The organism is Dyella marensis (assembly GCF_049532885.1).
In the GTDB taxonomy this organism is placed as follows: Bacteria; Pseudomonadota; Gammaproteobacteria; order Xanthomonadales; family Rhodanobacteraceae; genus Dyella_D; species Dyella_D marensis.
In genome coordinates, this window is the sequence record NZ_CP064029.1 from 2,240,628 (window position 1) to 2,252,424 (window position 11,797).

At 69.3% G+C, this 11,797-nt stretch carries 10 protein-coding genes; all 10 read left to right on the forward strand.

Annotated elements, in window-relative coordinates; genetic code table 11:
• Nucleotides 1-25: 25 nt before the first annotated feature.
• The 10 genes from ISN75_RS09890 (at nucleotide 26) to ISN75_RS09935 (ending at nucleotide 11,782) form a co-directional block, all read left to right on the forward strand.
• Nucleotides 26-592 (forward strand): Hcp family type VI secretion system effector, encoded by a 567-nt coding sequence (locus ISN75_RS09890; protein WP_167257428.1) that lies wholly within the window; start codon nucleotides 26-28, stop codon nucleotides 590-592.
• Between the two features lie 190 nt (nucleotides 593-782).
• Complete coding sequence (locus ISN75_RS09895) at nucleotides 783-1,175, forward strand: hypothetical protein (protein WP_343821235.1); 393 nt, start codon at nucleotides 783-785, stop codon at nucleotides 1,173-1,175.
• Between the two features lie 8 nt (nucleotides 1,176-1,183).
• On the forward strand, nucleotides 1,184-2,995 hold the full coding sequence (gene tssF / locus ISN75_RS09900) for a type VI secretion system baseplate subunit TssF (protein ID WP_167257426.1): 1,812 nt from the start codon (nucleotides 1,184-1,186) through the stop codon (nucleotides 2,993-2,995).
• Nucleotides 2,959-4,083 (forward strand): type VI secretion system baseplate subunit TssG, encoded by a 1,125-nt coding sequence (gene tssG, locus ISN75_RS09905; protein ID WP_343821233.1) that lies wholly within the window; start codon nucleotides 2,959-2,961, stop codon nucleotides 4,081-4,083. The genes tssF and tssG overlap by 37 nt, the downstream gene beginning before the upstream one ends.
• A complete protein-coding gene (locus tag ISN75_RS09910; RefSeq protein WP_343821231.1) occupies nucleotides 4,080-6,662 on the forward strand; it encodes a contractile injection system protein, VgrG/Pvc8 family in 2,583 nt (860 codons plus the stop codon). The genes tssG and ISN75_RS09910 overlap by 4 nt, the downstream gene beginning before the upstream one ends.
• A gap of 7 nt (nucleotides 6,663-6,669) precedes the next feature.
• Complete coding sequence (locus ISN75_RS09915) at nucleotides 6,670-9,288, forward strand: DUF2169 domain-containing protein (protein ID WP_343821229.1); 2,619 nt, start codon at nucleotides 6,670-6,672, stop codon at nucleotides 9,286-9,288.
• On the forward strand, nucleotides 9,285-10,364 hold the full coding sequence (locus ISN75_RS09920; protein ID WP_343821227.1) for a pentapeptide repeat-containing protein: 1,080 nt from the start codon (nucleotides 9,285-9,287) through the stop codon (nucleotides 10,362-10,364). The genes ISN75_RS09915 and ISN75_RS09920 overlap by 4 nt, the downstream gene beginning before the upstream one ends.
• On the forward strand, nucleotides 10,364-10,915 hold the full coding sequence (locus ISN75_RS09925; protein ID WP_343821225.1) for a DUF3540 domain-containing protein: 552 nt from the start codon (nucleotides 10,364-10,366) through the stop codon (nucleotides 10,913-10,915). The genes ISN75_RS09920 and ISN75_RS09925 overlap by 1 nt, the downstream gene beginning before the upstream one ends.
• Before the next feature lie 4 nt (nucleotides 10,916-10,919).
• Nucleotides 10,920-11,318 carry a DUF4150 domain-containing protein gene (locus ISN75_RS09930; RefSeq protein WP_167257420.1) on the forward strand — a complete coding sequence of 133 codons (399 nt, stop codon included), beginning with the start codon at nucleotides 10,920-10,922 and terminating at the stop codon, nucleotides 11,316-11,318.
• Nucleotides 11,318-11,782, forward strand: a complete 465-nt coding sequence (locus ISN75_RS09935; protein ID WP_343821223.1) for a hypothetical protein — start codon at nucleotides 11,318-11,320, stop codon at nucleotides 11,780-11,782. The genes ISN75_RS09930 and ISN75_RS09935 overlap by 1 nt, the downstream gene beginning before the upstream one ends.
• The last annotated feature ends 15 nt before the right edge of the window (nucleotides 11,783-11,797 follow it).

Genomic DNA, 11,797 nt, shown 5'->3' on the forward strand with positions numbered 1-11,797 from the left:
ACCCGATCAAGAACCTGGAGCGACCATGGACCTCATACTTCTGCAACCCGGCGACTCGTCGATCTTCGGCGGCCCCAACGGCTGGAAAGGCGGCGGCAGCCTGATCGACGACCAATGGCGCGACGAGGTGCTCAAGCTCGGGCAGTGCCTGGAGCTGGTCTCGGTGCACCAGGGCATGAAACAGCAGATCACCACCGACGTGAGCAATTCGGCGCGTACCTCGGGCCGCCCGATCATCACCGAGTTCACCTGCGTGAAGTACGTGGACAAGACCTCGGTGAAGTTCTACGAGTACTGCCTGCGCGCGCAGCCGCTGGGCAAGGGCGAGAAGAACCCGACCAAGATCTACATCGCGCGCAACTCCGGCGAGAAGACCGCCAACATCCTCACCATCGAGCTGCGCGACGCGATCATCAGCGAGATCCAGTTCCAGTCCAACCCGGACGACATGCCCACCGAGCAGTTCAAGCTCAACTTCACCGAAGTGCTGTGGACGTACACGGTGCAGGAGGCGGACATGAATACCTCGGGCAACCTGGCGGCGGGCTGGAGTATCGCGCGCAACCGTCCGATCGGGCAGTTCACTACCTGAGCATGATCTGCTTGAGCCCCTGTCCCCGTTTACCAATTTGTGCACGGGGAGAGGGGTTGGGGTGAGGGTGCGGGCGGAGCGCGAGAGCGATGTGCACCGCTCCGGCCGTACCCTCATCCGGCTGCCGCCACCTTCTCCCGGGGGGAGAAGGGTTCACTAGGTGTGTCGAGTCATAGGGCGGGAGATCGTCGTGCGATTCCTGATGGAGCGGCTGGTCAATCGCAGCGAGCCGGACATGGGACAGGCGCCGCCGTTCGATCCGATCGGCGCGGTGGCCGCGCAGATCCAGCGCATCGTCGAATGCCGGCCCTACGTAGGCCTGGGCGGTGCGCGGGTGTGCGAGTTCGGCATGCCGCCGATCGTCGACACCGGCATCGGCCTGCCTGACCACGAACGTTTTGGCGCGCGCTTGCTGGAAGCGATCGCGCGCTTCGAACCGCGCCTGCGCGCGCCGCGGCTGGAATGGCTGGCGACGGGCAGGGCGCTCAAGCCGTATGCGCTGGTCGTGCACGGCACCGTGCAGGTGGAGGACCAGCCCAGCACGTTCCGTTTCGAACTGCCTTGCCCGGACGACCTGGCATGAATGCCGATGTGCCCCGCCTCAAAATGTGGTTCGAGCAGGAGCTGGCGTCGCTGCGCGACGAGGCGGCGGATTTCGGCGCGTCCTTCCCGGCCATCGCCAAGGCGCTGGAGCTGAGCGGCGGGCGCAGCAGCGACCCGCACGTGGAGATGCTGGTGCAGTCCTTCGCCTGGATGGCGGGGCGCCTGCGCTACCAGCTGGAGACCGACCAGGCGGTGCTGCCCAATGCGCTGATGGGCCTGCTGTATCCGCATCTGGAGGCACCGCTGCCGTCGATGCTGGTGGGCGAGATCGAAGTGCGCCCGGACGGCGCCAACTTCGCGCACGGCGCCACCCTGGAGCGCGGCCGCTACGTCTACGCGCTGGCCACCAACGAATTCGGCCAGCAGGTGCGCTGCCGCTTCCGCACCTGCTACGACACGCCGCTGTGGCCGCTGAAGATTACCCACGTGGAGTCGATGGCGGCCAACGCCTATCCGCTGGACCCGAACGACACGCGCACCGCGTCCATCCTCAGCGCCACCATCACGCGCACCGGCAAGGAGCCGGTGCATGCGATGCAGATGAAGTCGCTGCGCTTCTGCATCCATGCCGACCACAAGCTGGCTTATTCCTTGTACGACGGCCTGGCCATGCACCTGGTGCGCATGGCGGTGCGCGTGCGCGCCACCGGCGAGCTGCGCTATCTGGACGCCGCGCAGCTGCAGTGGCGCGGCTTCGACGACAAGGAAGCGGTGCTCGGCGCCAACCCGCTGACCCATCCGGGCTACCGGCTGGTGCAGGAATACTTCGCCTTTCCGCAGAAATTCCTGTTCTTCGACGTGGCCGGCATGGACCTGACCGGCGTGGACAAGGACTTCGAGCTGCTGTTCCTGCTCGACGTGCCGCCGTCCAAGGACCACCACTACGACAAGCACCTGCTGCGGCTGAACTGCCTGCCGCTGATCAATCTGTTCCCGCAGCGCATCGAGCCCTTCGTGCTGGATCAGCGCCAGTACGAATACCGCCTGGTCGCCGACGAGCAGAACCACCGCTACTGCGAGATCTACAGCCTGGACGAGCTGGTCTCGATCCGCCCGGACCGCAGCCCGCGCCCGATCGCGCCGTACTTCGCGCTGGACGAGATGCAGCGGCTGGACAAAATCGACTATTTCTATGCCACCCGCCGCGAGGTCAACCAGACCGGCGCGGTGCACGGCACGGAAACCTTCGTGTCCTTCCTGGATCCGGAATTCGACACCGTGCTGCCGGCGGAGGAAATGATCGGCGGCACCGCGCTGTGCACCAACCGCCGCCTGCCGTCGCAGCTGGTGGTGGGCACCACCTTGTTCCTGGAAGGCGCCGGCCCCGTCACTTCGCTGCGGGTGGCCTGCAAGCCCACGCCGAACCAGCCGCCGCAGATGGTGGGTGAGCGGCCGTGGGCGCTGGTGTCGCAGTTGTCGCTCAATCATCTGTCCCTGGTGGACGGCCAGCGCGGCCCGCCGGTGCTGAAGAACATGCTGCGCCTGCACGTGGGGCCGGCGAGTTTGACCGGCTACCGGCAGATCGACGGCCTGCGCGCCATGTCCACCCGCCGCGTGCAGAAACGCATGCCGCGCCGCGATGCCTGGCGCGGCTTCGTCGACTGCCTGCAGGTGCGCCTGCAGGTGGACCTGGGCCATTTCGAAGGCGGCAGCGCGGTGCTGTTCGGCAGCGTGCTGCACCGTTTCCTGGCGCTCTATGCGGAGGTCAATACCGTCATCGAACTGATTCTCGAATCTTCCGACCGCCGAGGAGAGCTCAAGTCATGGCCACCCCTGACTGGCGCACAGGTGAGCCTCTAGCCGACCGGCTGCTGCGGCGGCCGGCCAGCTTCGATTTCTTCCAGTGGGTGCGGCTGCAGTCGTGGCCGCGCCGCGGTACGCCTGCGCGCCGCGACGGCGCGCGCTACGTGTCGCCGCGCCTGCGCTTCCGCGGCGAGATGTCGACGGTGTTTCCCGGCAGCGAGATCTCCAAGGGCCGCCTGCGCGAAGAGCGCAGCATGGCGCTGGACGATCCGCGGCTGGAACTGTTCGTGGCCAATTTCGCCTTGTCCGGCGTGCTGGGGCCGATGCCGGACAGCTTCGCCGACTGGGCGCGCCAGCGCCTGGCCGAGCGCGATCCGGCGATGGCGCAGTTCCTGGACATCTTCAATCACCGGCTCAGCACGCTGCGCTACGAACTGAAGGCCGCCAGCGTGCCGGCCTTCGACGCGGTGCGGCCGGAAGACACGCGCCAGGCCGACGCGGCCGGCGCGCTGATGGGCCTGTCGGCCTTCGAAGGCGAGGGCGCGGCGATCCTCGCGCGCCGCGTACCGGTGCCGCGCCGCGCACTGCTGGCCCTGGCCGGCCTGGTGGCGAACGGACGCAAGAGCGCGGCGCAGGCGCAGATCGTGCTGGGCGTGTATCTGCAGGCACCGGTGCAGGTGCAGGCGCTGGTCGGCGCCTGGCGCGACATCGAAGCGCGCGACCGCACCTTGCTCGGCCGGCGCGTGCTCGGCGACGGCGCGCCGCTGGGCCGGCGCGTATGGGTGAACCATGCGGCTATAGGCCTGCGCATCGGCCCGGTGCCGTATGCGCGCCTGTGCCTGCTGCTGCCGGATCGCGCGCACCTGCCGGGCGGCGCGCACGACGCGCAGTTCGGCAACGGCTATCGCGGGCTGGCGGCGATGGTGCATTACCTGTTCGACCGCCACGTCGATGCGGTGGTCACCATCGAGGTGGACGAAGCCGATATCCCCGCCTCCTGGATGGGCAAGCCGCGCCGCCTCGCCGGTTTCGGCAGCGGCCACGGCCTGCGCCTGGGCCAGACCGCGTGGGTCAGCGGCCGTCCGGAAGCGAAGCGCGAAGTGACCTTCACCATCCGCGCCGACGATGTGCAGGAGGCCGCATGAGCGCGCTGCCCACCGACACCGCCGGCCGCACCGCGATCCAGCCGATCGGCCAGCAGGGCCAGGCCAGCTCGCCGCTGCTGTACCTGCATTGCGGCATCGGGCTGCCGGGCAACCGCTGGCTGGCCGACGAGACCTTCCGCCTGCTCTCGTTCGAGGGCCAGGAATCGGTGTCCGAGCCCTTCGATTTCCAGCTGCAGCTGCGCGGCAATACCGATCCGAAGCTCAATCCGCCGCTCACCTTCGATGCGCTGATCGGCCGCCCCGTCACCGTAGGGCTTAACCGCCCGGTGGAAGGCCAGGCGCCGGACGCCGCCGCGCGTTTCGCGCAGGCGCTGCGCAGCGGTTCGGCGCCGTCGATGAGCTTCTACAACGGCATCGTCGGCTCCTTCGCCATGGACGAGCCGGGCGTGTACCGCGTCGGCATGAAGCCCGCGCTGTGGCGGCTGAACCTGACCAACCGCTACGAAGTGCATGCGCAGATGAGCGTGCGCGACGTGATCGCGGACCTGATGCGCAAGCACTACATCGACTGTTCGCTCGATGCCGTTTCCGGCGAGGACAATATCGCCATCGCCCGTGTGCAGGACTGGCTGCAGGCTGGCGAAAGCGACTACGAATTCCTGCGCCGGATCATGTCCAAGGCGCACATCTATTACTACTTCAAGCACACCGGCAACGGGCATACCGTGGTATTCGCCAACCGTCCGGCCTACCTGCAGGCGTTCGACCGTCCGCTGCGCTACACCTATACGGCGCTGGACGAGCTGGGCATGCAGCAGGACGACGTGGTGTTCCAGTACAGCTACCAGCAGTCGCTGACCAGCACCGGCGTCAGCGGCCGCTTCGCGCACCAGGAGAACGCGCCGGACGAGGATCCGATTCCCACCTTCCAGACCTTCGGCGCGTTCACGCCGGCGGACCCTGGCGAGCTGCCGTTCAACCAGTACCGCACTTACCAATATGGGATGAGCAGCGGCACCGTGCGCGAATACGTGCGCACCACCGCGTCGACGCTGGCCGCCTCCGGCCGGCAGCTCACCGGCAGCAGCACCTGCGCGGGCTTCCGTGTCGGCACCCAGTTCACCATGCGCGGCGACATGGCCGAAGGCACCTCGCCCGCGCCGGTGCGCCCGTCGCTGGAGAACAAGGCCTTCGTGCTGAGCAAGGTCACCCATCAGGCCACTGCGGACGGCGGCTATACCAACCAGTTCGAGTCCACCGACGCGGCGGCCATGCTCACCGCGTTCTCGGTGCAGGACACCCAGCAGGGCGGCATCCTGGCCAAGGTGGTGGACATGGCCGGGCGCGGCCCCACCGATTGGCGCTACTACGAGCCGGCCAATTTCGATCCGGCCACCAGCCGCCTGCGCGACAGCCAGGCCGCGCCGCCCAACCTGATGGCCAAGGGCGTGTACGTGCAGTTCTCCAGCCCCGGCGCGGCGACCGGGCCGGTGTGGGTGAAGCTGTCGGCCAGCATGAACACCGTGCCGGAGATCGGCGCCACCGTGCTGGTCACGCGCGCCAGCGACGAGTCGGAGCTGCCGGAAGTGCAGCAGCTGATCGCGCCCAACGGCAGCCTGGTGGTCACCCCCTCGGGCTGGACCGCCAACACCCATGTGGGCAGCAACTACTCCACCACCTACGGCGACGGGCAGAGCATCCGCTACGGCCTGCACTCGGCCTACAACCTCGACCACGCGGTAAGTATCGTCAACGGCGCCTACGAGAGCGGCCAGTACCGCGACACCAGCTATGCGCAGGGCGCCAGCTACAGCTATTCCACCTCGGAGAACGGCGCCAGCGGCCTGCTCAGCCGCAGCGAATCCTATGGCAGCACCTACAGCACCATGGAAGCGGCGGTGACCTGGAGCAAGAGCACCATCGGCGACAGCACCAGCTACAGCACCGTCACCGGCGATACCTACGCGGAAGACACGGTGGAGGGCACCTCCACGCGCATCACCACGCAGAACATCGTCAACGGCGTCACCACCACCGCCATGCAGAGCAACCTCACCACCACCGGCATCAACAACGGGGTGGAGACGATGGGCATGACCACGACGATGTCCAGCACCGGGCGCAGCGCGGCGGTGTCGCTTACCGGCCTGGCCGACCAGGTGTCGCTCACCGGCGTGCGCACCGAGACCGCGATCACCGCCAGCAGCGACAGCACCAATGTCACCGGCATCTCCGAGCAGGTCTCGGCGACCGGCAGCAGCAGCGTGATCTCGGTGACCGGCACGTCCAGCCAGACCAGCGTCACCGGTTCGAACACCAATATCAACGTCACCGGCAGCAGCACCGGCATCAATGTCACCGGCAGCAGCACCGAGATCGGCGTGACCGGCAGCACCACCCGCATGAACGTCACCGGCAGCAGTACCGGCATCAACGTCACCGGCGACAGCACCGAAGTCGGCGTCACCGGCAGCGAGACGCGCATGAGCATCCACGGTTCGTCCAGTTCGGTGGACATCACCGGCGTGGGCACCTCGGTGACCATCGCCGGCGCACGCATCTCGATGGAAATCGTCGGCCTGAGCGTGTCGATCCCGGTGGTCTATATCTACGTATGAGGCGCGCATGAAGATCGTCAAACCGATGACCCTCGGCCTGATGCACCGCCCGTACCGCTGGCAGGGGCGCGACCGCCTGCTGGTGGCGACGCTGGGTTTCTTTGCGCTGGGCGGGCGGCCGGATGCCTTGCTGCGCGACAACCTGCAGTGGCGCAAGGTGATGTCCGCGCTGCCGCCGGGCCGTCCGCTGGACGAGCTGATGCCCAAGACCCGCGGCGAAGTGCTGCTGGCCGGCAGCGCGCATGCGGCGAACGGGCTGGCGGTGACCGAGCAGATGGTGCGCCTGGTGGTGGGCAGCGCGATGTCGAACGGCGGGAAATCGGGTGGCGTGGACAAGCGCCTGCGCGTGGTCGGCGACCGCCAGTGGATGTACGGCATGCTGCCCTGGCTGCAGGTGACCGAGCCGCTGCCGTTCACCCAGATGCCGCTGACCTGGAGCCGCGCCTACGGCGGCGCGGGCCATCCGGCGAACCCGGAAGGACGCGGCTACGCGCGCCATCCGCTCGCCGCATTCTTCGGCCGCAACCACGGCGACATGCCGAACGTGGAACAGCCGCAGCGGCCCGTGCGGAGCCCCCGCCGGCGTTACGCGCCGGCCGGCTTCGGCCAGCTCGACGTGGGCTGGACGCCGCGGCGGCAGTGGATCGGCAGCTACGGCAAGCGCTGGCGCAGCGAGGCGTATCCGGGGCTGGCCGACGATACGCATCCGGAATTCTTCAACGCGGCGCCGCTGGACCAGCGCATCGAAGGCTTCTTCACCGGCGGCGAGACGTATCGCCTGGAAGGCATGCATCCGCGCCTGCCGGTGATCGAAGGCTGCCTGCCGGAGTTCCGGCCGCGCGCGTTTGCCCATCGCGCGGGCCAGCCGGCGGATGCGGTGGACGAGGTGGCGCTGTCGTTCGACACGGTGTGGTTCTTCCCCGACGCGGAGCTGGGCGTGACCATCCACCGCGGCGAGATCGAGGTGGAGGACAGCCTGGCGCTGGACGTGGAAGCGCTGATGGTGGCCTACGAACATGCCGACGACGCGCCGCGTGCGCTGTCGCACTACGGCGAGGTGCTGGCGCTGCGGCTCAACCGCGACACCGCCGCGCGCCACGTCTTCAACGAAGCGCAGCTGACGCCGGAACCCGACGCCGCCCTGCGCGCCGCGCGGCAGACGGAAGTGCAGGAAGAACAGCAGCGCCGCGTCGCCGTGCGCGCGGCGCGCGAAGCGGGCCTGGCCGCGGAATTCGAAGCGTCTTCCGGCATGCCCGCGCCGCCGCCGGCGCCAGCGCCGCTGGCGGTGGACTTGCCGGTGCCCGGCGAAGCCGCGATCCGCCGCGGCGATTTCGATCTCAGCCCGATGCTCGACGCCGTCGAACGCATCGGCCGCGCAGCGAAGGAGCAGGCGCAGGCGCGCCGCGACGAAGCCGCCGCGCAGCTGGCGCAGTTGCCGGAGCTGCCGCCCGCGGTGCCGGCCACCACCGAGGAAGCCCTGGCGCGTGCGGCCGGGCAGGGCGGCGCGATGGGCGCGCTCGGTGAGTTCGGCGCGCTGGCCGGCGTGCCGCCGGTGGCGGTGGAACAGATCCACGAACTGCAGCGCAAGGGCCGCCTGGCCTCGCCGCAGCCGAGCGTGCCGGGCCTGCCGCTGCAACCGGCGGTGGCGGCCGCGATCGGCCAATGGCTGTTGCTGCGCGTGCGCGAAGGCGGCTCGCTGCATGGTTGCGATCTGGCCGGCGCGGACCTGCGCGGCGCCATGCTGTCCGGTGCGGATCTGCGTGGCGCGCTGCTGGAGGCTTCCGATCTGCGCGGCGCCCAGCTCGACGGCGCGGACTTGAGCGAAGTGGCGCTGACCGGCGCCACCATGGATGCGGCCAATTGCGCCGCCGCCTGCTTCGACGGCGCCAACCTCGCCCGCACCCGCGCGCACGACGCCGTGTTCCGCGGCGCCAGCTTCGCCGGCACGCAGGCCGGCGATGCCGACTGGAGCCGCGCGGACCTGGCCGGTGCGCGCTTCGAGCGCTGGATCGCGCCGAACATCGTGCTGGAAGGCTCCAACCTGGAACACGCCACCCTGGCCGACTGCGTGCTGCTGCACGCCAAGGCCGACGGCAGCCGCTGGGCGCATGCGGCCTGGCAGCGCACGGTGGCGCTGGGTTCCAGCCTGGCCGGCAGCGACTGGCGCGAGGCGGCCCTGTCGCGCAGCGTGCTGATGGAATGCCGGCTTACCGACAGCCACTGGACCGGCGCCGACCTGGCCCGCGTGCAGGGCGGCGGCGGCGCGGACTGGTCGCGCGCCGACCTGCAGCGCGTGCGCGCCGACCACAGCAGCTGGCGCGGCGCCAACCTGGCCGATGCCAACCTGGCTGAGGGGCAGTTCCGCGAATGCGATTTCAGCGGGGCGCGCCTGCCGCATGCCGTGCTGGAACGCACCTTGTTCTACCGCTCGCTGTTCATGGGCGGCGAACTCACCGGCTGCCATGCGGAAGCGGCGGACTTCTACCAGGCCATGTGCCGCCGCGCGGACTTCCGCGAGGCGGACCTGCGCGAAGCGAACTTCGTGCAGGCCGAATGCGCCGAGGCGCGCTTCGACCACGCGCGGCTGGAAGGCGTGCGGCTGGAGCCGGGACGGAGGCTGCCATGAGCGCGGCGGCGATCTCCTGGGACGATATCGCCCACCTGCAGCGCCTGGGGCGTCCGGTGAACGGCGTCGACCTGGGCGTGCTCGATGGCAGTGGCCGCGCGATCGAATCGCTGCTGTTCAACCAGGTGAACTGGCGCGGCGCCGATCTGCATGGCGCGCGCTTGCAGCACGTGAACTTTATCGACTGCGATCTGCGCGAGGCGGACTTCAGCGGCGCGACCCTGGAAAGCTGCAGCTTTACGCGCTGCAAGCTGGGCGCTTCGCGCTGGGGCGGGGCGAATCTGCAGCAGTGTTCGTTTGCGCTGGCCGACTTGTCGGCGTCGTCGTGGACGAAGGCGGAAGTGGCGCTGTCGGCCTTCACCCAGACGGATCTGCGCCTGGCCAGCTTCGCGCATGCGCTCCTGCATCGCACCGTCGCCACCCAATGCGACGTTGCCGGCCTGGTGCTTGCGCACGCCACGCTGGCGCAGGCGGTGCTGCCCGGCGCGGACTTCCGCGTGATCGACGTCACCGGCCTGGTCGCGCAGGCGGCGGTGCTGCAAGGCGGGCTTTTTGGCGGCATGGACCTGCGCGGCCTGGTGCTGCAGCGCTGCCTGCTGGAAGGCGCCGACTTCACCGGCGCGCGGCTGGACGGCGCCGACCTGCGCGAGGCCAATCTGCGCAAGGCCGTCTTCGCCAAGGCCAGCCTGCGCGCAGCGAAACTCGACAACGCATTGCTGCTCGACTCCAGCTGGAGCGAGGTGGATGCGGCCGGCCTGTCCTGCGAAGGCGCGCTGTTCCAGTCCGCCGAGTTGCAGCAAGTGTCGCTGGTGGAAGCGCGCGGCACCGGCAGCGTGTGGGACCACGCGCGGCTGACCGGGGTCGACTTCGGCCACGCCACGCTGAGCTATGCGCGCTTCGACCATGCCAGCGGCGGACGCGTCGGTTTCCGCCACGCGCGGCTGGACCACGCCAGCTTCCACAACACCCGCTTTGTTCAAGCCGACCTGCACGCGGCGCAGACCCAGCGCCTGCGCGGCACCTCGTCCTCCCGCCTCGCCGCCGAGGCCCGCGCCCTTGCCCTGGAGACCGCCTGATGTTCGCCGCCCGCCAAGCCAAACCCGTTCAAGCGGCCGCGCCCGCCTGGTTCGAAGCCACCATCCGCGAAGCCGCCGGCCGCGACGGCTGGCGCCTGGACGACGGCCGCTGCGCGCGCCAGGCGGTGTCCTGCCTGGTCACGCCGCAGGCGGGCGACCGCGTGCTGCTGGTCGCCACCGCCGACGGCGAATGCTTCGTGCTGCACGTGCTGGCGCGCGCCGAAGGCGGCCGCGCCACGCTGGCGGTGCCGGGCGCCGACGCCGTGTCGATCCGCCAGGCCGAGGTAGATATCGCCGCCACGCGCAACATCGCGCTGCGCGCCGGCGAAGGCGTGGAAGTGACGGCGGTGCAGGGCGCGCTCGCGCTCAGCGGGCGGCAGCTGTTCGCCAGCGCCGCGGAGTCGCTGGTGCAGACCGCGCGTACCTATGTCGGCCAGGTCGAACAGTTCCTGCTCGACGCGCGGCAGTTCCTGCGGCTGCATGGCGAGCAGGCCATGATCACCGCGCGGCAGGACGCCAAGATCGATGCCGAGCGCATCAGCCTGGGATAAGCCCATGTTCGTCAACACCAATCTCGGCGTGCTCAACCTGGCCTTCCCGGACGTGTGCTTCGTGCCGGTGCTGGGCGTGCCCACGCCGATGCCGTTTCCGAATATCGCCTTGTCGTTCGCGGACATCCCCGCGCAGTTCGAGGTGATCGTCGGCGGCGGGCTGGCGGAAAACCTGGTCACCGTGGGCGCGCTGAGCAACGGCGACCAGCCAGGCGCGGAAGGCGGCGTGGTCTCGCATCTGTTCATGGGGCCGTTCCGCTCGATCCTGGGCAGCTTCAAGGTGTTCATGGGCGGCATTCCCTGCACGCACATGCTAGGGCTGGTGGGCCAGAACGGCCTGCTGCCGAACATGGTGGGGGTGTCGCTGACGCCCGCCCAGGTCACCGTGCTGGTGCTGAGCTGATGCGCGCGCGCCTGCTCCTGCTGTTGGCATTGCTGGCCGCGCCGGCCGGATGCAGCTCGGTCAACAAGCTGCTCGGCCGCACGCCGACCACCACGCTGTCCAGCGTGCGCGTCGCCGCGCCGCCGGGCGCCAATCTCAATTCGGCGGTGCAGCTGGACCTGGTGTTCCTGTACGACCTGAAGAACGAAGCCATGCTGCCCAAGACCGGGCCGGAGTGGTTCGCGCAGAAGACCGCGCTGATCAACGGGCTGGGCACCTCGGTCGATGCGGTGCATCTGGAGATCCCGCCTGCGCAGGTGATCGATCCGGTGCCTTTGCCCAAGCGCGCGGGCAAGGCGGTGGCCGTGTATGCCTTTGCCAACTATCTGTCGGCCGACGGGCAAGCGCGCGCCGATCTCACCAAATTCCGCCGGGCGGTGGTGTGGCTGCAGGCCACCCAGCTCGCCGTGACCGAACAGCCATGAACGCGACAGCAGGGG